Here is a 22471-nt window from a genome sequence, read left to right on the forward strand (position 1 = left end):
GCACCTCGTGGGCATTATTGTGGGCAGTCGGTCTTGGGCAGGGCTTGGGCGGCCGGGCGAGGGTTTCGCCCGGTGGCGGAGAAGTCGGGATCAGGCGCTCGGCAGCACGGGACGTGCGCTACGGCGCAGGCGCACGGCCAGCTTGGCGATGAGCTTGAAGGCGATGGCGCTGAAGATCAGGCCGAAGCCCAGCGGGTACCAGGAGCCCATTGGCAGGCGCTTGTAGAAAGACAGGAAGAACACCCCGGCAATCACCCAGGTGCCGGTGCTGTGCAGGCCCTTCCAGACGCGGACGCCGAGCAGCTTCACCGCGTAGGGGAAGGAGGTGACGGCCAGCAGGGCGATGAACAGGTAGCCGACCGAGCCGGGAATGTTCGCGGCGACGCTGCGGCCGTGCCAGAAGGTCTCGGGGAAGAACTTCACGTAGAGGATGATCAGCACCGCGTGCACGGCGTGGGAGAAGGCGAAGGCCAGCCCGAGGAAGCGCCGCTCGCGCAGCAGGCCACGGGTGAAATCGCTCGGCACCAGCGCTGCCAGGGACGAGGCGAGGAAGGTGGCGAGGAACAGCGCGAAGGAAGTGCGGGCGGTGACGCGGATCGAGCTGCGCAGCGCCTCCACTCCTTGCGGCTGGGACCACAGGGCCAGCGCGGTGACGATAAGCACCAGCAGCGAAAGCAGGGAAAACAGGCGCCAGCCATGCAGGCGGGCAGGTTCGGCGGGACGGTTCATGGCGGGCTCCTTTGGGGAACGCGGCGGGCGGGGTGCCACCGCTGTTCGTGGAGCCATCTTGTCGACGGGCCTTATCCCGGATGTGTCCGGGGAAGGCCGTCTTGTATCTCTGTGTACATCATCGGGCGGGCGGCAATTCCAGTTGCACGCACAGCCCGCCGCTGGTGCGGTTGGACAGGGTCAGCGTGCCGCCCAGCGCCTGGCTCAGCTGCAGGGCGATCGCCAGCCCGAGGCCGGTGCCGCCGGTGCTGCGGTTGCGCGAGCTTTCCACCCGGTAGAACGGCTTCACCACTTCGGCGAGCTCTTCCTCGGGAATGCCCGGACCGTCGTCGAGTACACGAACACACACGATGCCCTGCGTATCGCGCTCGACTTCCACCTGGGCGGCCCCGCCGAACTTCAGCGCGTTGTCCACCAGGTTGGTGAGCACCCGGCGCAGCGCGTGGGGGCGGGTTTCCAGCACGGCGTTGCTGTTGCCCTGCAGCTCCACGGCCTGGCCGCTGTCCTGGTAGTCGAGGACCAGGCTGTCTAGGAAGGCGTCGAGGTTGACCTTCACCGCCGCCTCGCTGGCGCCGTCCATGCTGCGCGCGTAGGCCACGCCTTCGCGGACCAGGTGCTGCATCTCTTCCAGGTCACTCCACAGGCGTTCGCGCTCGGGCGAGTCGTCCATCTGCTCGACGCGCAGCTTCATCCGCGTGATGGGCGTCTGCAGGTCGTGGGAGATGGCGGCCAGCAGTTGCATGCGCTCCTTGAGGTAGGAGCCGATACGCCCCTGCAGCGCATTGAAGGCGCGGGCGGCGTAGGCGACTTCGCTGGGGCCGCGTTCGTCCAGCTCCGGCGCCGGGGCATCCGGATCGAGATGATCCACGGCCTGGGCCAGACGCGTGAGCGGACGGATCGCCAGGCGCACAGCAATCCAGGTGCAGAACAGCAGCAGCGCCAGTTGCACGACCAGCACCCAGGGCAACCATTGCGCGACCGGCACACCCTTGGGCGTCACATCGATGGTCAGCGGCATGCCGTCGGCGAGCTTGAGGTGCGCCTGGAAGTGCGGAATGGAGCCGGGAATGTCCTCGAAGCGCAAGGCGTAGCGCGGGCCAATGGAGTCGGCAATGGACGTCGCCGCCATCGGCGCCTGCGCCATGTTCATCGGCTCGCCCGGTTCACCGCCATCCAACCGGTAGCGGTAGTTGGGCCGCTGCACCATCGGCAGCCAGGCCTCGCGCTCATCCTTGGGCAGGCGGTCGAGCAGGGCGACGGCAGTACTGACGTCGGTCTCCAGGTTGCCCAGCATCATGCTGCGCGCACTCTGATAGCGCTCGTAAAACTGCGAGCAGAACGACAGGCTGTAGGCGAACACCAGCCCGGCGAGGAAGATCAGCGCCAGGCGCGCAGCCAGCGTGCGTGGCCAGTGCAGGAGGGATTTCATTGGTTGGGCTCGAGCAGTTCGACGGCCAGCGCGAAGACGTAGCCTTCGCTGCGCACCGTCTTGATATAGGCCGGCTCGCGGGCGTCATCCAGCAGGCGCTGGCGCAGGCGGCTGACCAGCAGATCGATGGAGCGGTCGAAGATGTCCGCTTCACGGCCCTGGGTGAGATTCAGCAGCTGTTCGCGGCTGAGCACGCGCTGCGGGTGATCGACGAACACGCGCAGCAGGCGGTACTCGGCGCCGCTCAGGGCGACCAGGGTGCCGTCTTCATCCAGCAGGTGGCGCGCGGTGGTGTCGAGCTTCCAGCGGCCGAAGCCGATCAGCCGGCTCGCCTCGCTGACCTGCAGGTTCGGCGGCAGCATGCGGGTGCGGCGCAGCACGGCGTTGATCCGTGCCAGCAGCTCGCGGGCGGAGAAGGGCTTGGTGAGGTAGTCGTCGGCGCCCATTTCCAGGCCGATGATGCGGTCGGTCTCGTCGTTGCGCGCGGTGAGCATCAGCACCGGCGTGGACTTGTGCTTGCCCACGCGCAGCTCGCGGCACAGCTTCAGACCGTCGTCGCCGGGCATCATGATGTCGAGGACGATCAGGTCGACGCTGTTGGCATCGAGGAAGGCGCGCATCTGCCGGCCGTCTCCCGCCAGGCTCACGCGCAGGCCGTTCTTCTTCAGGTAGTTGCCGACCAGCTCGCGGATCTCGCGGTCGTCGTCGACGATCAGTACGTGATCGACATGGTCCATGCCGGTTCCTCGTTCGTAGTGGGTTGAGGCGAGTTTATAGCGCAGCGCCGCGCTTGCCTTCCGTGCTTTGTATTCCACTGTATCTACAGCCGCCGCCGATACCCGGCGCGGCAAACCCGGGCCCTGCGCGACACAAGCCCGATACCTCCTGAACGTGAAATGGGCACCAACGGCGAGGCACACAGCCCCCGCCGGCCAAACCCGACACAGGACAGGAGAACCACCATGAAAGCCATCCAACTCGCCAACGCTTGCCTCTTCGCTGTCGTCGCCGCCTTCGCCAGCTTCAGCGCCCAGGCCGCCGACACCCAGCCCGCCGAGACTTACCACTACGGTCAGAAACTGGACGTGAAGCGCGTCCTGGCCATCCACGAAGAGAGCGCCTCGCCGTACGACTGCGGCATCGTCAACGCCCGCATGGATTACCTGGATTCCAGCGGCCAGCCGCACAGCCTGGCCTATCGCAAATTCGCCACCAACTGCAACGAAGGCGGCTGATTCCCCTGCGCCGCGGCCAGCGAAGGCCGCGGCGTTCGGTTCCTGGTGTTTATCCCAAGCGTGAACCCCACGGGCCGATGGCCCACCGAGGTGCCCATGTTGCTCATCGCCTTTCTCGGCGGGGCGCTGACCCTGCTCAGCCCCTGCATCCTTCCCGTACTGCCCCTGTTGCTGCAGCGCGCCGGCGGCCCGGCGTGGTCGCCGTGGGTCACGCTGCTCGGCCTGGCCAGCGGCTTCGCCGTGCTGGCGAGCCTGGCGACCGTCTCCAGCAACTGGGTAATTGCCGCCAGCGAGTGGGGCCGTTACTTCGCCCTCGCGCTGCTGTCGGTTTCCGCCGTTGCGTTGCTCTGGCCGCGCTTCAGCGACGCGCTGGCCAAGCCCTGGGCGTGGATCGGCGATCGCCTGCAGGGCCAATCCCGCCGTCTACCGCCGGCGCTTTCCACGTGGGTGCTGGGTTTCGCCGCCGGCCTGCTGTGGGCGCCCTGTGCCGGGCCGGTGCTGGGGCTGATTCTCTCCGGCGCCATGCTGCAAGGCCCGAGCGCGCAGACCAGCCTGCTGCTGTTCGCCTACGGCCTGGGCAGCGCCACGGTGCTGGGCGTCGTGCTCTTCGCCGGCCGCCGGCTGATGCAGCACCTGCGGCCGCGCATGACCGTCATCGAAGGCCTGCGCCGGGCCACCGGCGTACTCGCGCTGCTGGCGGTGGTCGGCATCGCCAGCGGCACCAGCGCGCAGCTGGCTTCCGGCAGTTCATCCACGCTGGTGAACAGCCTGGAGCGCAAGGTCATCGACGGCGTGCCCGCGCTCATCAGCCAACTGATGCCCGGCGACATGGCCCACGGCGCCGAACGCCTGCCTGACCTAGGCCCGGCTCCGGAACTGCAAGGTGCAGTGGAATGGATCAACAGCCCCGAACTGAACCTGCGTGACCTGCGCGGCAAGGTAGTGCTGGTCGACTTCTGGACCTACGACTGCATCAACTGCCAGCACAGCCTGCCGTACGTGAACGCCTGGGCGAAGAAGTACGCCGACCAGGGCCTGGTGGTGATCGGTGTGCATACCCCGGAATACCCCTTCGAACGCGTGCCGGCCAACGTCCGCGCAGCGGTGAAGCAGCACGACATCCACTACCCCGTGGCGCTGGATAACCAGTACCGCATCTGGAATTCCTTCGCGAACCAGTACTGGCCCGCGCACTACTTCATCGACGCCCAGGGGCGGATTCGCCACCTGTCGATCGGCGAGGGCGGGTATGAGGAGCAGGAGCAGGTGATTCAGGCGTTGTTGAGGGAGAGAGGATATGAAAATTAAAGCCCTAGATAAATATTTGTCATTGGATTTGTATTTTTGGGTCACACAATTTCAGCTGATTTTTCTTCTGGTGTGTTCTGTTTTATTGCTTTTATGCTTATCTCGCGACGGCGAACATCAACATCGGCAGAGATTTGTTTGAAAATTTCGGTGAGTTCTTGGTGGTTGTTTCGTTTGTCATAGGGCATGATATATATTTTTCGCAGGTCTTTATTTATTTCAATGAATTTGTCTGATTGATTTCCGGCTAGGAAGATGTAATGGGGTCTTGCATTTGGCATGTTATGTGCGTAGTTTTCAATTATCTGGGCGATAGCTGGGTCGCCTAGTGAGAATCCAATAAAAAGAACGGTGTGTGTCAGTAAAACTGTTTCCATGAATTTTGAATATGCCCAGTTTCCATATGCTTTGTCCGAGTAGTCCTTTTTCGTAAAGATCATGGACGGAATGTCATCAATGGAACCATGGATTTTGAATAGATATGATTGTGAATCCCGAAATGCCTGGAAAGCTTTTTCGGTTATGGTTTTTACGGTTTTGAGATGATGTGTCGCGTTTTTGTTTGCTTCTTCCCAAGCAGCTTCAAGATATAGATCGAAATTTGTTGTTATGATTAATCTTTGATTGAGGTTGATTATTAATTTTTGTAGTTCACTAGGGGTGCCTCGTTGGTGGTATTCTTCCTCTAATAGCTTTTCCCAAGCTGCAGTTCCTAGGCCGCGGCTTATCATTTCGCAGGCCATAAGGTAGTCTTGTTGTTTTATTAGGTCTTTAGTTTGCTTCTTGAGCTTTGGGTCTGTAAGACTCTCGGATGCATCTAATAGGAACTGCCCCCATACTTTAATTCTTGTTCCAGCTAAAGTGGTTACACCTGCGCTGACGCCTGCACCGATAAATATAGCAGCGCGACGCTCTGCTAAATCATTTATTAGATCCGGGTTGATAGTGTGCATTGGTCAGAGCTCAATTATTATTTGACTTGATATATTTCAAGGTTCTGGATGAAACGTTTAGCTAGTGATTTATAGATTTCTCTAGCTTGCGCTCGAGTCACTGTATAACTGCCTTTGGCGTTTACGTTTATCATGGGTTGATGCAGTGTCTGTGACTTCGGTGCGAGACTGGCAAGATGCTTAATTTCGCCAAGGTGTGGCTTCAGATTGTCTGGATAAAAATAATGAAGTTGATTTGAAACAACCTCTGGGAGCTTTTTGCTTATTTCTTCATAAGCTTCAACAATTCTGGTGCTTCCTTCCTTTCTGCGCTCTTTGTGTTGTTGAGTTACATAGCCTAGGAATTGCAGCTTCTTTCTCACGACATTGGGTAGTTCTGAAGGGTCTTCAGAGTTTTTCATTCCAAAGGAAAGGTCTTTTTCCCAAACTTTTACAGCTTCGCCAATGTTTTTAAGTGCCCAGCTAGAGAATATATCAATAGCCATTGGTACTAAGAAGAAGTCGACGGAAAGCAATATTGCTCGGTTAATTGCCCCGAGTGATGGTCCCATGTCGAAAAATATATAGTCGTAATCTTGCGCCTGCTCGATAATGTTATGGAATACGAACGTTGTTCTAATTCCACGGATGCCACCAGCTTTTGCATCTCTCCAGTCTTGCGCCAATAAATCTTCTTTTAAGGCGAGTCGAGGATCTCCAATAATTACATCAAACCCAAAGTTTTCAACGTGTTGTATGGGGAGTGATGTCTTGTAGCCTTTTCCCAGCGAAAGAGGATGGATGACGCTAAATATGGTTTGAGGATCAGGTGCGCCATAGGTGGTGAGGAAATCTTCGTCGGAGAGAATGTATTGCGTTAAGTTGCACTGAGGGTCAGCATCAATAACAAGAATTTTCTTGTTATGATTTAGAGAAAGCTCAGCTGCTAAGTTGGCGACGAGGGTCGTCTTCCCGACGCCACCCTTGTTGTTGAAGAAACAGATTGCCCTAGAAGGTTGTTTTTTCTGATTTTTCTGAGTGGTCTTCATTTGTGGTCTGCAGTATGTGTGCTGGCAAAGTGATATTTCTATCACTTTCTTTATGTCAAAGGGAAGGTTAATGGACAGGTATTCATACGATTTATGTGCTCGGGCTTATTTGCTCCAATTCAGGGAGAGTTTCTCCGGTAATTAGCCACCAGCGGTATTGAGGGTAATGGGCAGCAAGCTGCTCCAACTCATCGACTGCCAGCCTCGCTCTGCCTCGCTTGATGCTCTGCCATCGCACGTATTCCTTGCTATTCACCTCTGCCAGATCCTTCAGACTGGTCAGCTCTAATAGCTGCATCGCTCTATCGGCCATGCTCTGGGCCATTGAAAAATCTCATTATGGATTATTGACATACTGCCAGAAAATGGATACAGTCCATTAATCTGCACAGCCCAATGTGCTCGAATATTGACCCAACCTCTCTCGAACGGGAAGCCTCGCGCCTGCGCATCCGCTCGCCCTTTTGAAAGTCCCACCCATTTCGAGCTTGGCGACTCGAAGCAATGGATCGCTCTTTCCAGCCCCTGGAGGCCAGCCATGGATGATCTCTACACCGCCACAACCTTCACGCGTAACAACCACCATTTGCGCGGCGTGCTGATCGACGACCAGCCCTGGATCGTCGCGCACGACTTCGCGCGGCTGCTTGGCCTGCGGCATCCGCAGAGCCTGGCGGGGAAGGTGTCGGGCGATAAGGTGCGAACCGTCTGGCTGTTGCAGGCCCGAGGTACTGAGGAGAAGGTCGAGGTAATCAACGAGCCGGCGCTGTACAAGGCACTGATCCGCTACGGCCATGCGGAGTACCGCACGGTGGCGCGCTGGTTGTCGGACGAGGTGATCCCACTGCTGCGCGATCAGGGGCGCGTCGATCCGCAGCGTCCTCGGCGCGTCCAGATGAGCTGGCGTTCCGACCGGGTGACGGTCCTCGACTGGCAGGGGCGCCTGTGGGTTTCCTGGGACGACGTGCCGAAGTTCAGCACGATATCGGCGGGTGTTGGTGGCTGGTTGGGCAAGTTGCGTGGCGACCAGCCAATCGATTGAAGCTAACTGCCTATCACCTGATTTCTCCCCTGCTTCTTCGCCTCATACAGCGCCGCATCTGCCCGCTCTACCAGCGCCCCCACAGAGCTTTCCTGGCCCGGTAGCGCAGCAGCCACGCCGATGCTCACGCTCACTCGCCCCAACGGCGAAAGCTCGTGGGGCAGGGCAAGGGCCTCCACCGCCTGTAGCAGCTTGTTCGCCATGCCACGCACGCCGGCGAGGTCGGTCATCGGCGCGAGGAAGACGAACTCCTCGCCGCCGTAACGCGCCACCAGATCGGTCGAACGGTTGACCGTCGTTGCCAGCGCCTGGGCAATCTCGCGCAGGCAGGCGTCGCCGGCCGGATGGCCGTAGTGGTCGTTGTAGCGCTTGAACCAGTCCACATCGACCACCGCCAACGCCAGCAATTCGCCCGAGCGGCGCGCATGGCCCCATTCCTGCTCCAGTACCTGGTCGAAACGGCGGCGGTTGGCGATGCCGGTGAGGGCGTCGGTCAGGCTCATGGCTTCAAGCTGATTGTTCAGCTCGCGCAGCTCATCGGTACGCTCGGCGACGCGCAGCTCCAGTTCGTGCTCGGAGGTGCGCAGGTTATCCACAAGCTGCTGCTGGGCGCGGATCAGCTCCTCCTGCACGCGCGCCTTTTCCCGGCGCATCACGTTGAAGCGGTCGGCGAGGGCGAAGGCCAGGACGATCATCTCCATCGCCGAACCCAGTTGCAGGCCGTCCACGGTGAACAGGTTGGTCGGCACGATGCCCATGGCGCGCAGCGAGGTCATCGCCCCGCCCAGCATCAGCAGCGCAAAGGCGGCGAGGAAGAAGAACGCACTGCGCTGGCGCTTGAAGGCGCAGGCGATGGCCGCCGCCAGCAGCACCACGGCAGTAGCGAAGTTCAGCAGGATGCCCGCGCGGGACACATAGGGCAGCGCGAACGCGTAGGCGACAAGGCTGAGCAGGTACAGCACGATCATCCCGCGCAGCACCCAGTCCAGGCGCGGCAGGATGCGTTCGAGCTGCATCATCCTGCGAGCGAACAGCAGCAGCGCGGCGAGGGCCAGCGACACGCCCGAGTAGTAGACGATGTTCGAGTTGAGCGGCACGCCGAAGATCGCCCAGTCCGGCGCCAGCCCGTTCTTGATCGCCAGTGCCGAGGCCGTGCAGCCGACGAAGACCACGTAGAGCAGGTAGATCGGGTCGCGCAGGGCAAACAGCAGCATCAGGTTGAACAGGATCATCGCCATGGCGATGCCGAAGTACCACGCCTTGCCGGTGTAGTCGTCGCGCTCGTAGGCGTGGAACGCCTTCACCGGCCACAGCTGCAGCGGCACCAGCAAACCGATGCTCGACTCCACCCGCAGGTACACCACCTGCTCCGACCGCGCCGGCAGGTTCAGCGGGAAGACGAAATTGCGGTTCGGGTAGACCTTGCTCGACTGCGGCACATCGCTGCCGGTATTGATGGTTTTATACGAACCATCCGCCTGCGGGATATTCGCCTGCACATGGGACACCCGAGGGTTCTCTACAACCAGAAACCGCTGCAACGGTGCGTCGCTGGAGTTGCTCAACCGCACCTTCAACCAGAACGCCGAGCGGGTGAACCCCATCGCCAGCGCACTGCCCGGCGGTTGGTCGCTCTTGAAACGTGCCTGTTGCTCGGGGGATTGCACGTCCGCCAGCGTCAGGTTGCCGGTTGGGTCTTCAAGCACGGAGACGTAGGTGGTCAGCGTCAGCGGCTGCGTGGTGACGCTGGCGGCATCGACCACCTGATCGGCCCAGGCAGGCCGGATCAATAGAAGGAGGAGGGTGAGCAGGAGCCAGGACAGGGATTGCCGGTGCGAGGCGAGGGCGGGCATGCGGCGGGTCCGGGGATGTAGGTGTGCCAGGGAGTTTACAAGACAGGCTTTGGCGACGCCAAAAACACAAAAGCCCCCGGCAACTCACGCTGCCGGGGGCTTTTGCTTGGGATTCTGGAGCGGGCGAAGGGAATCGAACCCTCGTCATGAGCTTGGGAAGCTCAGGTAATGCCATTATACGACGCCCGCTTGGGGGTGCCTTTTTACCAGAAGGGCGGGGCTTAGTGAAGCCTCGGACGTTCAGGTGTTACGAGCGGGCTGCAGCTGTGAACAACGTGGCGCAATAAAAAACCGGGGGCGGAAGGTCTGGGGCCGGCCCCCGGCTGTGTGCGCTGGCTGCATCAGCCCACCATGGCGGCGATGGGCACGCCCTGGCTGCTGGGCAGGTAGGGGTTGGCCAGGACCGGGTGGCGCTGGGGCTGGAGGAAGGTCAGGAGGGCGTCCTGGGTTTCCTGCCAGGCCTTCTTGTGCTCCACGTCGATGAAGTGGCCGGCGTTGCGGATGGTGCGGAATTCGCAGTCACGGATCAGTTGCTGGAACAGCTTGGCCTCGGCCGGGGTGGTGTAGATGTCCAGCTCGCCGTTCATGAACAGCAGCGGGATGTCGATGGCCGCGAACTTCTCCATGTAGCTTTCCGCGCTCAGCTTGAGCACCTGGCAGATGTGGAAGTGCATCTGTTGGTATTCGTGCTCGTCGAGGCCGCTGACGTGGCGGAAGTTGTAGCGCTTGAACAGTTGCGGCAGGTACTGCCCGATGGTGTCGTTCACCAGGTTGCCGACGTTGGTGCGGTCGCAGGCGGACAGGTAGTCCAGGCCGCGGTGCAGGTAATCGAGCATCGAGGCGTTGAGCAGCGGCGAGAAGGAGTTGATCACGGCCTTCTGGATCCGCGCCGGGCGTTCGGCCAGGGCCAGCAGGGTGGCGACGCCCCCCCAGGAGAAGGACATCACCACATCGGCGCGGTAATGCTCGATCAGGCCGAGCAGCAGCTGCGCCTCGTACTCCTTGGTGATGAACTCGCGGCAGTCGTTGTGGGCCTTGGACCGGCCGGCGTACGGCTGGTCGTAGCACACCACGTTGAAGTGCGGTTGCAGGTATTTCACCGTTTGCGCGAAGGAGGCGGTGGTTGCCAGCGAGCCGTTGACCAGGATGATGGTCTGGCGCGCTTCCCTGTTGGCGTGAAACTCCGTGTGTACCCGGTGTTGCTGAATCTCGACGACGGCGGTTTCCGGCCTCATGTCGTATTCCTCCAGACGCAGGTCATGGTGCGCATCCACCATTGGATGCGAAGAAAGTACCCAGGCAGAGGAAAGCGTCTTGACGTGACAGCTTCATGTCACTCGACGAAAGTTAATAATTTCTTGATTTTCAACTAGTTGGAGCATCAATAGGCACGATTTCCGGCACCGTTGAAGGCGCGGATTCGGGCTATTGATCAGGCAGGGAAGGGGCGGCTTGGGGGAACGGCGTGCCGCGAAAAGCTCTCTTGGATGCAGCGTGTGACTCATGGGTCACGCTTGGGCCTGAGTTAAGCAGCCCCGTTCAGGCGGCGCAACCACCGCTGGGCGCCTGAGTCACATCGGCGATGCGGATTCCGACGAAATGACATTTCTCTGCGCGATTGTCCGGCGCTTTGGTGAAGCCGGATTACACTCTTGTGATAGCTGTAATGCCCCCTGCCGAAGACGAGCGATCCTGCCGTGCTCCCCCTGAGGCCGATACCGCGTGCGGAGCGGGTCCATGGCACTTCACCGACAGTTCGTTTCTCTGCTGGTCCTGGCTCCGGCCGCCTGGCCGTGTGCGGAAGCCATGGCCGAGGATCGCTACGGCTGCGAACAGCCGATATCCATCGCCTACACCCGCAATGTGGTGTTCTTCCATGACGACGTTGGCATCGACCCGGACCTGATCGCCGAGCTGGGCAAGCGCACCGGCTGCCAGTTCGCGACGTCCGTCCGCCCGCGCGACGAAATCTGGAGCAAGCTGGAGAGCGGCGAGTTGCTGATGGGCACCAGCGGCGTCGCCACGCCGCAGCGGCGCAGCTACACCTACCTGCTGCCCTATCTGTATATGCGCAACAAGCTGATCGTGCGCGACGACCTGGGCGAGATGACCAGCCTGGATGCCTTCCACGACATGCCCGGTGCGCGCCTGGGGGTGATCGCCGGCTACCGCCATGGTGCCTACATCGACGGCATGTTGCGCATTCTCAGGGCCGAAGGCCGGGTGGTGGAATACAAGGACGACGCGACGCGTTTCAGCGCGTTGCTCAACGGTGACGTGGAGGGTGTGATCGGCCACGAGATGAATCTCGAGGGCGCGGTGAGCGATCGTCGTCAACGGGAACGCTTTCATGTGATAGATGTGATGCCGGGACCGGCGACACCCCACAACCTGATGCTCTCGCGCAAGCGCTTCACCCCGGCGCAAAGCGCCGAATGGATGCGCCTGATGGAGACATTGTGGCTGGATGGCACCCTGGCCCGGATCATGCGTAAGAATGCGCCGCCGCAACAGGCGGAAGGACTGCTCGACAGCGGCTATCGCTACAGCTCCACGGACAGAGGCTGGTAAAGGATGAAGGCATTCGAACGGGGTATTCCGCTGCAACTGCTGGTGGCCGGAGCCATCATCGCCAGCATGCTGGTGCTGGCGGGGGCGTTGCTGATCCAGGGATATCGCGGTGTGGAAGGGGCGCTGGTGACGGCGGCCGGGGAGTCGGCCAGCCAACTGGGCGCGACCATCAACGAGCGAATCCGCCGCCTGATCGACCCGGCGGAAAGCGCGTTGCGCCTGCTGACCCACGACCCCATCTCGCAGACCGACAACCTGCCGGCGCGCCTCGACCGCCTGCCGATGCTGGTGGAGAACCTGCGCGCCAACCGCACCCTGAGTGCGGTGTACATCGGCTACCCGAACGGCGAGTTCCTGCTGATCCGCGCACTGCGCGTGCCGGAAGTGCGCCGCGCGTTGCAGGCGCCGGATGCGGCCAAGTACCTGGTGCAGAGCCAGACGCTCAACGGCCAGGGCGGGCTGCTCGGTGAGTGGCGTTTCTATGACAGCGAGCTGCGTCTGCTGCGCGTGCAGGAGCGCCCCGACTATACCTACGACCCCCGTCAGCGGCCCTGGTACAACGAAGCGCGCCTCACCAGCAAGACGGTGCTGACCCAGCCCTACGTGTTCTTCACCACCCGCGAGATCGGCCTGACCCTGGCGCACCGCAGCGTCGACGGCGCCGCGGTGATCGGCATGGATGCCTCGGTCAACGATCTGGGTGGCGAGATGGGCGACCTGCGCCAGACCGCCAATACGGAACTGGCGGTGGTCGACGGCAAGGGGACGGTGATCGCCTACCCGGACCTGTCCCGGCTGATGATCCACGAGGGCAAGGAGCTGCGCCTGGCCTCGCTGGCCGAGTTGAAGGTGCCGGCACTGAGTGAACTCAATGCCGAGAAGGTGCCCTCCGGTACTCCGCAGGCTTACCGGGTCAATGGCGAGGACTGGTACGGCATCTGGGTGCCGCTGTCGAACTTCACCAGCAACGAGGTGAAGGTGCTGATCGCCATTCCCGCCGTGGAGCTTCTGGCCGGCGCGCGGCAACTGCTGTTCAACCAGGCTTTGTGGAGCGGCACCCTGTTGCTGGTCCTGCTGCTGATCGGCTGGTACATCGGCCGGCGCATCGCCCGTCCGCTGACCGCGCTGGCCGACCAGGTCGGCGCGCTGGCGGCCTTCGATTTTGCCCGGCCGGTGGGCGTGGAATCGAAGATCGCCGAGGTTCGTGACCTGAGCAGCGTGATGGGCAGCATGTCGCGCACCATCCACAACTTCCAGGCGATCACCCTGACCCTGAGCCGCGAGACGCGGCTGGAAAGCATGCTCGAAGGCGTACTCTCGCGCCTGGTGGAAGCTACCGGCGTCATGGGCGGTGCGGTCTACCTGCTGGACGACGAGGAGTGCCGCCTGCGCCTGGCCTGCTCGGTGAATGGCGAGCAGTACCCGCAATCGATGCTGATCGAAGGCTTCACCGAGGCGGAACTGGCCGAGCGGGTGGACCTGGCGCTGGCCAATCGCGGCCAGTACCTGGAGGTTTCCCTGCGCAACCGTTCGGACGAGCTGCTGGGTATCCTGGTCCTGCAATTGGCCCAGGAAGGCGTACACAGCCGCCAGCCGCGCAAGCCGTTCAAGCGCTTCGTCGAGGAACTCTCCGGCGCCGCTGCCGTGGCCATCGAGACCCGCCAGCTGATCGAAGCCCAGCAGCGGTTGCTGGACGCGATCATCAAGCTGCTGGCCGACGCCATCGACGCCAAGAGCCCCTACACCGGCGGTCACTGCGAGCGCGTGCCGCAACTGGCCGACCTGCTGCTGCAGAAGGTCATCGATTCGCACGATGGCGAGTACGCCGGCTTCACCATGAGCGATGCGGAGCGCTACGAGTTCCAGATCGCCGCCTGGCTGCACGACTGCGGCAAGATCACCAGCCCCGAGTATGTGGTGGACAAGGCGACCAAGCTGGAGACCCTGTACAACCGCCTGCACGAAGTGCGCACGCGCTTCGAGGTGATCTGGCGCGACATCGAACTGGACTACTGGCGCGGCATCGCCGAGGGCAGCGACATCGGCCTGCTCGCCGCCCGCCGCGACGCGCTGCACGAGTCACTGCGCGATGACTATGCCTTCGTCGCCCAGGCCAACGTCGGCGGTGAATTCATGAAGGACGAGGATATCGAGCGCCTCAAGCTGATCGGCGAGCGCCGCTGGTTGCGCTATTTCGACGATCGCCTGGGCATCTCCCACGACGAGGCCGAGCGCCTGCAGGGGCGGCCGGCGCAGCCGCTGCCGGCGGAGGAGTTCCTCCTTGCCGACAAGGCCGAGCACCGCGTGATGTGGGGCGAGCGCAAACCACCGGTGACCAAGGACGACCCGCGCAATATCTGGGGCTTCGACATGCGCCTGCCGCCCTACGCCAGCCACTATGGCGAGCTGTACAACCTGGGCATCCGCCGCGGCACGCTGAACGACGAGGAGCGCTTCAAGATCAACGAGCACATCGTGCAGACGCTGATGATGCTCACCACCCTGCCGCTGCCGCGCAACCTGCGCCGCGTGCCGACCATCGCGGCCAACCACCACGAGAAGATGGATGGCACCGGCTACCCGCGCAAACTTTCCCGCGAGCAGATGAGCATCCCCGAGCGGGTGATGGCGATCGCCGATATCTTCGAAGCGCTGACCGCCGCCGACCGCCCCTACAAGGCGCCGAAGACACTCTCCGAGTCGCTGAAGATCCTCGCCTTCATGGCCCGCGACCAGCACATCGACGCCGACCTGTTCCGCCTGTTCATCAGCCAGGGTGTGTACCGCGAGTACGGCGAACGCTTCCTCAATCCCGAACAGATGGACGCCGTGGACGTGCGCGCGATCCTGGAAATCCTCGATGGGGTGAAGGCCTAGTCGCACACCGCGGTCCCCTGAAACGCAAACCGCCGGCATCAGCCGGCGGTTTGCATTTCAGCGATGAGATCAGCGCTTGGCGAGGTTGGTGGCGTAGCGATTGATCTGCGGGTTCTTCGCCACGGTGCAGCTTTGCCCGGCGAGGAACTGCGAGGTCTTCAGGTACTGCTGCTGCGGGTAGTAGGCGAACACGTAGCTGCCGTTCTTCACCGTGTCGATCAGCTTCTGCGCCACCTGTGGGCGCACGGCGGGGCAGCCCAGGCTGCGGCCGAGGCGACCGAGACCGGAGACGACCTTGGGATCGGCGTAGGCGGCGGCATGCATGACGATGGCGCGTTCTTCGCTGTTGTCGTTGAAACCCGGCTCCAGGCCCAGCAGGCGCAGGGAGCGGCCGTGCTTGCCGCTGTAGGTCTGACCCGTCTGGTAGAGGCCAATGGAGGACTGGTTGCTCTCCGGGCGGTTGGAGAAGGAGGTGGCCATGTCGTCGCCACTCTTCTTGCCGTGGGCGACCCACTCCTCGAAGAGGAGTTTGCGCTGCTTCAGGTCGAAGACCCAGAGGCGCTTGTCGCGGGACGGCTTGGAATAGTCGATCACCGTCAGCAGGCGGTTCTGGCCGCCGAGCTGGGTGCTGGCGCATTGCAGCGCGCTGAGCGCCAGGCGCAGGGTTTCGGTGTTGGTCGCCGGCGCGAGGCGGTGCAGTTCCTCGGCGGTGGGCAGGGCGGCAGCGGACGCAGTCTGCCAGCTACCGATCGCGAAAAGCGCGGTACTGGCGAGCGAAATCCGGAAGAACCCCCGTAACTTCAAAAAAGTCAGCATGAATACAACATTCCCGTTGAATCGATATGGTTTTTTCTGGGAAACGCCGCATTGTGCGCGATTTTTGACCAGTGTTGTGGTTGTTTTTTAATCAAGTATGGTTCCGCCCGTCGGTAATTACGAACTTTCCAGCGCGATAGAGCGCGTGAGACGGCGAGTTTCCTTGCGCGAGGAGCAAGGGAGCTCACCCCCGGACAGGCGCCTTGACTCCTTGTGTTTCGAGATTCTTCGGCTGCTTGCACGGCTGGCTTTAGGCCGTCTGTCCGTCGGTGAGTGCCGGCAGTTTGCAGGAGGCGGGCGAGGGGCTATGCAGTGGAATGATGAAGACGCTGTAGGGGAAATCCGGAGCGCGCTGGTGTCGCTCCGGCCCACCGCGTTACTGCACGCTCTGGTTCTTGACCGGCTTCTGCTCGGCCTTGCGGTCGTTGGTGGTGATGACCGTGAAGTCCGGGTTGCTGCGCATGTCGCGGGTGGACGGCAGGTCGGTGATCACCAGGGTGCTGCCCACGTCCATGCTGGTCAGCAGGTTGCGCAGGAACTCGCGGTCGAGGCTGAACTTGCCCAGTTGCTCGGCGGGTGAAAGGCCGCGTTGCGGGTCGCTGACCTGCACGCTGGTCCAGCGCAGGTTCGGGTTTTCGCTGTCGATCTCGGTCTGGGAGGGTTTTTCCATCAGGGAGAAGGCGGCGACGCCGGTTTTTTCCTCCGGGTGTTCGAAGGCCACCGGCGCGGTGCCGATCTGCAGGCCGCCGCGGTAGACGTAGAGGCGGCGGTCGGCGCGGCTGACCAGCACGGAGACCGGGCCCTTTTCCGCCCCCGGGTCGCTCCAGAAGGGCACCACCATGCCGCTGTCATCATGCGGGCCGGCGGCGCGGCCATCACTGACGATGGGTGCGAGCAGGCCGGGGTGGTAGACCTCCACCGGCGAGCTCTTGGCATCGGAGATGATCACGGTGGTGGAGGTGAAGCCGGTGACTTCGTAGAGCTTCTTGGCAAAGGCCATGGGCAGGCGGATGCAGCCGTGGGAAGCGGGGTAGCCGGGCAGGTTGCCGGCGTGCAGGGCGATGCCGTCCCAGGTCAGGCGCTGCATGTAGGGCATGGGCGCGCTGTTGTAGAGGTCGGAGTGGTATTCGACCTTCTTCTGCAGGATGGAGAACACGCCGGTGGGGGTTTCCTTGCCTTTCTTGCCGGTGCTCACCGTGGCCACGCCGATGGCGATGCCGTTGCGGTACACGTAGGCGCGCTGCTCGGTGAGGCTGACCACCAGGGTGACCGGGCCCGCCGGGGAGATTTCCGGGTACCAGAGGAACTGGCCGGGCTTGAGCGTCTTCAGCGCGGCCTGCAGGTCCGAGAGCGGCGAGGGCTTGCCCGGATTGGCAAAGGCGACGCTGGCGCTCAGGGCGATCAGCAGGGCAACCGACAGTTTCTTCATTACCTTTCCTTGGATCGCGGGCATGGCTGGGAGATTAGCCAAGCGGCGAGGTGGGCTGCAAACCGCTGGGCCGAACGGCGTGCGCAGGGTGTTTCAGGACGTGACCTGGATCGCGATGCCCGGAGGAATGGCTCAGCCCAGCTCGGCGATTTCCTGCGCCGTCAGCGTGCGGTACTCGCCCGGTTGCAGGGCCGGGTCGAGCTGCAGGCTGCCCATGCTCTCGCGGTGCAGGCGGGTCACCTTGTTCTGGAAGTGGCCGAACATGCGCTTGACCTGGTGGTAGCGGCCTTCGTGCAGGGTCAGGCGCGCGGCATGGGTGTCGAGGATCTGCAGCTGGGCGGGCAGGGTGGTGAGGTCTTCGAAGGCGAAGTACAGGCCCTGCTCGAAGGTCGCGATGTAGCGCTCCTCGATCGGGTCTTCGGTCTCGACGTAGTAGACCTTGGGCAGCTTGCGCCCCGGCAGCGTCATGCGCCGCGACCATTGCCCGTCGTTGGTGATCAGCAGCAGGCCGGTGGTGTTGTAGTCCAGGCGGCCGCCGATGTGCAGCTCGTGCTTGTCCGGCTCGTCCAGCAGGTCGAGCACGGTGCGGTGCTCGGCGTCGCGGGTGGCGCTGACGCAGCCGGCGGGCTTGTGCAGCATGAAGTAGCGTGCCGGCTTGCCGACCTGCAGCACGTCGTCGTCCAGCTCCACGCGGGAAAACTCGCGCACCTCGTGGCGAGCATCGCGCACCACCTGACCATCCACGCGCAGGCGGCCCTCGGCAAGCAGCTGACGGGCCTGCTGGCGGTTCAGGTGAGGCAGGTTGGCAATGAAACGGTCCAGACGCATCAGGCGTTCCCGGCATCCTTCAGCCCGGCGGCGCAGCGCGGGCACAGGCAGGCGCGATCGACCAGCTCCGGCGGAATACGGTCCAGCGCCGCACGGTCGATGGGCGTGCTGAAGCACCAGCAGTCCTGGCCCTGCAGCGCCGGATCGGCCTGGGTGCAGCGGTTGGACTGGCCGCAGAGCGGGCAGCGGCTGGGATCGGGAGTGGCGTCGTTCATGGCCGGTCAGGGCGGAGGCTGGTGGTGAGGCGGGCGCACAGGGTGCAGCGCCGACCCGCATCGCGCAAGCGGATTCGGATCGGCGCGGCGGGTGCCGGTCAGGGGATTTCGATACGTTCGATCCAGGGCTCCAGGCGCCGGCCGAAGGCGACTTCGGCGACGAAGGGCTGGGGCAGGCCGTCCGACGTCCGGTGGGGCTGCGCCGTGATCTCGTCCAGGCGCCCGCGCCACTGGTAGGGCACGTTGATGCTGTCGGAGCCGATGCCATTGGCGGTGCCGCCCAGTGTCCAGATGTGCTGGTAGTAGTTGGAAATGGGGCGCACGCGGCCATGGATGATCAGGTAGCGCTGGCGGTCGGGGTATTGGGTGCGCAGGGCCTGGAGATCCAGGCCGACGTCCTTGAGCAGCAGGCGCGTGTCGGTTTTCTCTTCGCTGTCCAGCTCGCGGCGGATGAAGTCGCGCTCGTCCGCCAGCCGCGCATTCTGCGGCGCGGCGTCGGCGGCCTGGCGGGCCTCGTCGAGGCGCTTGCGCGTCAGCTGTACTTCGCGCTCGTACAGCGGGCCGGCCAGCTCCAGCACCAGCAGGGCGTCGCGCGATTGCTGGCGGCCGAAGTGCTGGGCACTGTCGTCATCCACTTGCGCGGGCATGTTGAAGCCCAGCTTCGCCATCTTCTGCGCGTCGATGGCCGGCAGCCAGCCACGATTGTGCCGCGAGCCCTCATCGCGCGTGGGAGTCCGCCAGCGCAGCCGCAGGCTCAGGCCGCTGTTCTCGTTGTGCCAGGTGGTGTTGCGGATCAGCTCGCGTTGGCTGAGGGGCAGTCTGCTCTCGGGCTCGGCCGAACGGTTCCAGGCGACGCCGCCCAGGGCCACGGCGTTGACCAGCAGGATCAGGCCGGCTCCGCCGACCAGGGCATGGGTGCGCGTCCAGTTCATGGCGAAGTCCCTCCCAGCAGGCCATGGGCACGGCGCAGGCGCCGCAGTACCAGCAGGATCAGCACAGCGCACAGGCCCAGCACGAGGAAGAACAGGTACTTGGGCATCACCTCCCACCACCAGTCGAAGAACTTGGTGTAGAGGAAGATCACGAAGAAGGTCAGCCCGGTGTTCACCACTTCCGGCCATTCGCGGCGTGCGCCCTGCCAGATGACCAGCGCCGAGGCAATGAAACCGAGCACCTGGTAGAGGTTCTCCACCGTGGCGAAGCCCAGTGGCAGGTAGCTGCCGCCGCCCCAGTTGGCCAGCACCAGCATCGGCAGGAACAGACCGAGCAGGCCGAATACGCGGTAGATCGCGGCGAAGCCGTCGAAGCGGTTCTGCGCGATGAACGAGGGGACGAGGAAGATCAGCAGTGCGGCGGGGAAGAAGTTCTCCGGGCGCTCGCCCACATCCAGCCAGTAGACGCCGCTCCAGGTGCCGACCCGCGCGGCGACGTAGCCCATCACGCAGATCAGCGCGGCGGCCAGCAGCAGGCGGGTGTTGCAGGTGTAGGCGAGCAGCAGGGCGTAGGCGGCCCAGGGCAACAGGGCCTTGTCCGAGGGCGTGATGTTGAAGATCTGCCCGACCATCACGACGTTCAGCACCAGGCAGGCGAAGGCCAGCATGGCGCCGAGCTTGGCGAAGTAGCCGGAGGCGTCGCGGCGTTGCAGGAAGAATGTCAGCACCAGGCTGATCAGCGATGCGGCGATGAGGGTGAGCACCTGGGCGGTTTCCGCGAACAGGCCCCAGAACTGGTAGAACAGGAAGAACAGGCTGGCGGCCAGGGCCAGCGCGCCGAGGAAGGAGGCGATGCGCATGCCCAGGGAGAGGCGATGGTCCTGGCTGTCGCGGTCGATGTCGAAGCGTGTGCGGTAGTCGGCGAGCAGGCGTTGCTGGTGGTCGTGCAGGCGGTCGCGCTGGGTGGTGTCGAGGACGAGGGCGCCTTCGTCGTGCAGGCGGCGCAGCTCGCGGTCGAAGGCCAGGATATCGTCGACGCGGTGCTGCGCCTGCTGGTGGCTGAGGTCGGGCATGACCGGTCCTTGCGGCGGGAGATGCTTGAACTCTAGCTGTCGGCGGGGCGGGGTTCCATGGGCAGCTTCGCAGTGCGTATGAAGCGTGACGTCATACGCCATCGCGGGCATGGCCCGTTCCTACAAGGGGGTGTCCAGCCACCGCCGATGGGCGCGTGCTCACTTTAGGATGGGTGGAGCGGAGCGATACCCATGCTGCCGGTGCAGGGGCTTGATGGGTATCGCTGCGCTCCACGCCATCCTGCGGCCTGCCTTTCGCCGATCTTGCGCGGCGGGTAACGCTGGCGCGTTATCCGCCCTACGAAATCCCGCCGCGATCAGCTACGGCTCTGCAGCCACGCACGCCACCCGCCGAAACGGCTGATGTCCTCGGCGCCCTCCAGGCCCCAGGGGTCGCAGATGAAGCCGGTCTCCCAGCTGCCGTCCTTCAGCTGCACCTTGCCCAGCCCCAGCGGCGCCGGGATGCCGGTGAGGAAGGAGCCCAGTTCGGCGCTGGGCAGTTCCCAGACTTCCACTTCGATGGCCACGCCTCCGTCGGCCACGCGCAGCATGCCGGGGCGCAGCGGCGGGCCTCCGGCCAGGGCATAGAGCTTGTAGGCCGGGGCGCTTTGAGTGGCACGCAGCAGGCGAGCGCGGCGCTGGCGCAGCTGCCAGTTCAGCGCCAGGCCATCGAGATGCGCGCCGCACACCACCAGGCGCGCGCGGTCGTTGCGCGCAGCGTTGGCAGAGGAGGAGGGTGCGATGGCGTTGCTGCCGGAGAGCGGCAGGTTGTGCCGGCGCTGCAGGGCGTCTGCCACGCCGAGCAGGTACTGGTCGGTGAAGGCGCGGCCGAACAGCGTCACGCCCCAGGGCAGGCCGTTGCCCATGATCGCGCTGGGCACGGCGACGGCGGCGTAGTCCAGCAGGTTCATGAAGTTGGTGTAGTAGCCCAGGTCGGAATTGCGCTTCACCGGTTCGGCATGCAGCTCGTCCAGGGTCACCGGACGGCCGATGGTGGGCGTCAGCACGCAGTCGAGATCGGCGAGGATCACGTCGCACTGCGCCTTGAGTTCCTGCAGCCGGTACTGCGCGCGGAACGCCTGCACGGCGGTGGCGCCGGGAGCTTTCGCCAGCACGTCGCGGATCACCGGCAGCACGGCTTGTGGGTCGCGCTCGATCAGCTCGCCCGCCACGCTGTAGCGCTCGGCCACCCACGGACCTTCGTAGAGCAGGCGCGCGGCTTCGAGGAAGGGCGCGAAGTCGATTTCCCGAGCCTCGCCGCCCAGCGCCTTGAGCTGGTCGAGGGCGTCGGTGAACAGCACCGGGCCTTCGTGGCAGCCGAAGAATTCCAGCTGGTCGGCACGCGGCACGCCGAAGCGGAAGGGTTTTGGCGTACCGAAGGCGCTGGTGTCGTTCCAGGCGGGATTGGCGCGGCTGTAGCCGTCCAGCGGATCGAGTCGGGCGGTGAGGCCCAGCAGTTCGCTGGCCTCGGCGGCGCTGGCAGTGAAGTAGGTGATGCAGTCCAGAGTGCGGCACGCCGGAACCAGGCCGGTATTGGACAGCAGGCCCTTGCTCGGCTTGAGCCCCAGCAGGCCGTTGAGCGCCGCCGGCACACGGCCGGAGCCGGCGGTGTCGGTGCCCAGGGCGAAGCTCGCCACGCCCAGCGCCACGGCCAGCGAGGAACCGGCGCTGGAGCCGCCCGAGGGGTACTCCGGCAGCACGCTGTTGCGGCATTCGCCGTACGGCGAGCGGGTGCCATTGAGGCCGGTGGCGAACTGGTCGAGGTTGGTCTTGCCCAGCGGGATGGCGCCCAGATCGATCAGTTGCTGAACCAGCGTCGCCGAGGTCTCCGGCGTGTAGGCGAAGGCCGGGCAGGCGGCGGTGGTGGGGATGCCGGCGAGGTCGATGTTGTCCTTGATGGCGAAGGGGATGCCGTACAGCGGCAGCGCTTCGGGGGACTGTTCATCCAGTGTGACGAAGTAGGGCTCCAGTTCTTCCAGGCTCAGCAGGTGGATGAACAGGTGGTAGTCCGGGTTCAGCGCGGCGGCCTTGTCGCGCAGCCCGGCGATCAGCTGGCGCGGCGTGGCGCGGCCTTCGCGATAGGCGGCGCGCAGGGTGGCGAGGCGGAGGTCGAAGGTTTTGGGCATGGTCGGGATTCCTTTGGGCCTGTCAGT

The 22471-nt window shown here is 63.5% G+C and carries 19 protein-coding genes and 1 tRNA gene; 5 read left to right on the forward strand and 15 right to left on the reverse strand.

Annotated elements, in window-relative coordinates:
* Positions 1–90 precede the first annotated feature (90 nt).
* The 3 genes from IB261_RS06330 to IB261_RS06340 all read right to left on the reverse strand — a co-directional run bounded on the left by IB261_RS06330 (position 91) and on the right by IB261_RS06340 (position 2895).
* On the reverse strand, positions 91–729 hold the full coding sequence (locus tag IB261_RS06330) for a hypothetical protein (RefSeq protein ID WP_192381672.1): 639 nt from the start codon (positions 727–729) through the stop codon (positions 91–93).
* Positions 730–847: 118 nt separating this feature from the next.
* Positions 848–2158, reverse strand: coding sequence for an ATP-binding protein (locus tag IB261_RS06335; protein ID WP_151189545.1), 1311 nt, complete (start codon positions 2156–2158; stop codon positions 848–850).
* The gene (locus tag IB261_RS06340) at positions 2155–2895 is read right to left on the reverse strand and encodes a response regulator (RefSeq protein ID WP_081517582.1); all 741 of its coding nucleotides are present in this window, start codon (positions 2893–2895) and stop codon (positions 2155–2157) included. Before IB261_RS06340 ends, IB261_RS06335 begins: the two co-directional genes overlap by 4 nt.
* A gap of 225 nt (positions 2896–3120) precedes the next feature.
* Between IB261_RS06340 and IB261_RS06345 the strand changes: the two genes are divergently transcribed.
* Both IB261_RS06345 and IB261_RS06350 read left to right on the forward strand, forming a co-directional pair.
* Positions 3121–3393 carry a DUF2790 domain-containing protein gene (locus tag IB261_RS06345; RefSeq protein ID WP_192381673.1) on the forward strand — a complete coding sequence of 91 codons (273 nt, stop codon included), beginning with the start codon at positions 3121–3123 and terminating at the stop codon, positions 3391–3393.
* Between the two features lie 96 nt (positions 3394–3489).
* Positions 3490–4701, forward strand: a complete 1212-nt coding sequence (locus tag IB261_RS06350) for a cytochrome c biogenesis protein DipZ (protein ID WP_192381674.1) — start codon at positions 3490–3492, stop codon at positions 4699–4701.
* A 41-nt stretch (positions 4702–4742) separates the two neighbouring features.
* Here IB261_RS06350 and IB261_RS06355 read toward each other — a convergent pair whose 3' ends face one another.
* Both IB261_RS06355 and IB261_RS06360 read right to left on the reverse strand, forming a co-directional pair.
* A complete protein-coding gene (locus IB261_RS06355) occupies positions 4743–5654 on the reverse strand; it encodes an SIR2 family protein (protein WP_192381675.1) in 912 nt (303 codons plus the stop codon).
* A gap of 17 nt (positions 5655–5671) precedes the next feature.
* The gene (locus IB261_RS06360; RefSeq protein WP_192381676.1) at positions 5672–6682 is read right to left on the reverse strand and encodes a ParA family protein; all 1011 of its coding nucleotides are present in this window, start codon (positions 6680–6682) and stop codon (positions 5672–5674) included.
* A gap of 538 nt (positions 6683–7220) precedes the next feature.
* Between IB261_RS06360 and IB261_RS06365 the strand changes: the two genes are divergently transcribed.
* The gene (locus IB261_RS06365; protein WP_192381677.1) at positions 7221–7724 is read left to right on the forward strand and encodes a BRO-N domain-containing protein; all 504 of its coding nucleotides are present in this window, start codon (positions 7221–7223) and stop codon (positions 7722–7724) included.
* Positions 7725–7726: 2 nt separating this feature from the next.
* On the opposite strand, the gene IB261_RS06370 is transcribed toward IB261_RS06365, so the two are convergent.
* The 3 genes from IB261_RS06370 to IB261_RS06380 form a co-directional block, all read right to left on the reverse strand.
* Complete coding sequence (locus IB261_RS06370; protein ID WP_192381678.1) at positions 7727–9577, reverse strand: sensor domain-containing diguanylate cyclase; 1851 nt, start codon at positions 9575–9577, stop codon at positions 7727–7729.
* Positions 9578–9692: 115 nt separating this feature from the next.
* Positions 9693–9766, reverse strand: a tRNA-Gly gene (locus tag IB261_RS06375).
* A gap of 152 nt (positions 9767–9918) precedes the next feature.
* Positions 9919–10812 (reverse strand): alpha/beta fold hydrolase, encoded by an 894-nt coding sequence (locus IB261_RS06380; RefSeq protein WP_081518170.1) that lies wholly within the window; start codon positions 10810–10812, stop codon positions 9919–9921.
* Positions 10813–11314: 502 nt separating this feature from the next.
* Between IB261_RS06380 and IB261_RS06385 the strand changes: the two genes are divergently transcribed.
* Positions 11315–12148: a substrate-binding periplasmic protein gene (locus IB261_RS06385; protein WP_192381679.1), complete on the forward strand. Its 834-nt coding sequence runs from the start codon at positions 11315–11317 to the stop codon at positions 12146–12148.
* Between the two features lie 3 nt (positions 12149–12151).
* Entirely contained in the window at positions 12152–15025 is a 2874-nt protein-coding gene (locus tag IB261_RS06390) for an HD domain-containing phosphohydrolase (protein ID WP_151189599.1), read from the forward strand.
* A 69-nt stretch (positions 15026–15094) separates the two neighbouring features.
* On the opposite strand, the gene IB261_RS06395 is transcribed toward IB261_RS06390, so the two are convergent.
* The 7 genes from IB261_RS06395 to atzF form a co-directional block, all read right to left on the reverse strand.
* Positions 15095–15841 (reverse strand): murein L,D-transpeptidase catalytic domain family protein, encoded by a 747-nt coding sequence (locus IB261_RS06395; RefSeq protein ID WP_081517590.1) that lies wholly within the window; start codon positions 15839–15841, stop codon positions 15095–15097.
* Between the two features lie 376 nt (positions 15842–16217).
* Complete coding sequence (locus IB261_RS06400) at positions 16218–17270, reverse strand: L,D-transpeptidase (RefSeq protein ID WP_081517591.1); 1053 nt, start codon at positions 17268–17270, stop codon at positions 16218–16220.
* Positions 17271–17402: 132 nt separating this feature from the next.
* Positions 17403–18098: a pseudouridine synthase gene (locus IB261_RS06405; protein ID WP_192381680.1), complete on the reverse strand. Its 696-nt coding sequence runs from the start codon at positions 18096–18098 to the stop codon at positions 17403–17405.
* A complete protein-coding gene (locus IB261_RS06410; protein ID WP_192381681.1) occupies positions 18098–18313 on the reverse strand; it encodes a cysteine-rich CWC family protein in 216 nt (71 codons plus the stop codon). Before IB261_RS06410 ends, IB261_RS06405 begins: the two co-directional genes overlap by 1 nt.
* A 98-nt stretch (positions 18314–18411) precedes the next feature.
* Positions 18412–19245, reverse strand: a complete 834-nt coding sequence (locus IB261_RS06415; RefSeq protein ID WP_081517594.1) for a DUF4824 family protein — start codon at positions 19243–19245, stop codon at positions 18412–18414.
* Positions 19242–20318 carry a DUF2157 domain-containing protein gene (locus tag IB261_RS06420; protein WP_192381682.1) on the reverse strand — a complete coding sequence of 359 codons (1077 nt, stop codon included), beginning with the start codon at positions 20316–20318 and terminating at the stop codon, positions 19242–19244. Before IB261_RS06420 ends, IB261_RS06415 begins: the two co-directional genes overlap by 4 nt.
* Positions 20319–20635: 317 nt before the next feature.
* The gene (gene atzF / locus IB261_RS06425) at positions 20636–22444 is read right to left on the reverse strand and encodes an allophanate hydrolase (RefSeq protein WP_192381683.1); all 1809 of its coding nucleotides are present in this window, start codon (positions 22442–22444) and stop codon (positions 20636–20638) included.
* Positions 22445–22471 lie beyond the last annotated feature (27 nt).

The organism is Pseudomonas sp. PDM20 (genome assembly GCF_014852575.3).
Classification (GTDB): Bacteria; Pseudomonadota; Gammaproteobacteria; order Pseudomonadales; family Pseudomonadaceae; genus Pseudomonas.

Excerpts from the sequence above, each read along its gene's own strand:
- atzF (WP_192381683.1), bottom strand. The coding sequence starts at position 22,444 with ATGCCCAAAACCTTCGACCTCCGCCTCGCCACCCTGCGCGCCGCCTAT.
- IB261_RS06380 (WP_081518170.1), bottom strand. The coding sequence starts at position 10,812 with ATGAGGCCGGAAACCGCCGTCGTCGAGATTCAGCAACACCGGGTACAC.
- IB261_RS06390 (WP_151189599.1), top strand. The coding sequence starts at position 12,152 with ATGAAGGCATTCGAACGGGGTATTCCGCTGCAACTGCTGGTGGCCGGA.
- IB261_RS06405 (WP_192381680.1), bottom strand. The coding sequence starts at position 18,098 with ATGCGTCTGGACCGTTTCATTGCCAACCTGCCTCACCTGAACCGCCAG.
- IB261_RS06370 (WP_192381678.1), bottom strand. The coding sequence starts at position 9,577 with ATGCCCGCCCTCGCCTCGCACCGGCAATCCCTGTCCTGGCTCCTGCTC.
- IB261_RS06335 (WP_151189545.1), bottom strand. The coding sequence starts at position 2,158 with ATGAAATCCCTCCTGCACTGGCCACGCACGCTGGCTGCGCGCCTGGCG.
- IB261_RS06415 (WP_081517594.1), bottom strand. The coding sequence starts at position 19,245 with ATGAACTGGACGCGCACCCATGCCCTGGTCGGCGGAGCCGGCCTGATC.
- IB261_RS06410 (WP_192381681.1), bottom strand. The coding sequence starts at position 18,313 with ATGAACGACGCCACTCCCGATCCCAGCCGCTGCCCGCTCTGCGGCCAG.
- IB261_RS06350 (WP_192381674.1), top strand. The coding sequence starts at position 3,490 with ATGTTGCTCATCGCCTTTCTCGGCGGGGCGCTGACCCTGCTCAGCCCC.
- IB261_RS06420 (WP_192381682.1), bottom strand. The coding sequence starts at position 20,318 with ATGCCCGACCTCAGCCACCAGCAGGCGCAGCACCGCGTCGACGATATC.
- IB261_RS06345 (WP_192381673.1), top strand. The coding sequence starts at position 3,121 with ATGAAAGCCATCCAACTCGCCAACGCTTGCCTCTTCGCTGTCGTCGCC.
- IB261_RS06365 (WP_192381677.1), top strand. The coding sequence starts at position 7,221 with ATGGATGATCTCTACACCGCCACAACCTTCACGCGTAACAACCACCAT.
- IB261_RS06360 (WP_192381676.1), bottom strand. The coding sequence starts at position 6,682 with ATGAAGACCACTCAGAAAAATCAGAAAAAACAACCTTCTAGGGCAATC.
- IB261_RS06355 (WP_192381675.1), bottom strand. The coding sequence starts at position 5,654 with ATGCACACTATCAACCCGGATCTAATAAATGATTTAGCAGAGCGTCGC.
- IB261_RS06395 (WP_081517590.1), bottom strand. The coding sequence starts at position 15,841 with ATGCTGACTTTTTTGAAGTTACGGGGGTTCTTCCGGATTTCGCTCGCC.
- IB261_RS06340 (WP_081517582.1), bottom strand. The coding sequence starts at position 2,895 with ATGGACCATGTCGATCACGTACTGATCGTCGACGACGACCGCGAGATC.
- IB261_RS06385 (WP_192381679.1), top strand. The coding sequence starts at position 11,315 with ATGGCACTTCACCGACAGTTCGTTTCTCTGCTGGTCCTGGCTCCGGCC.
- IB261_RS06400 (WP_081517591.1), bottom strand. The coding sequence starts at position 17,270 with ATGAAGAAACTGTCGGTTGCCCTGCTGATCGCCCTGAGCGCCAGCGTC.
- IB261_RS06330 (WP_192381672.1), bottom strand. The coding sequence starts at position 729 with ATGAACCGTCCCGCCGAACCTGCCCGCCTGCATGGCTGGCGCCTGTTT.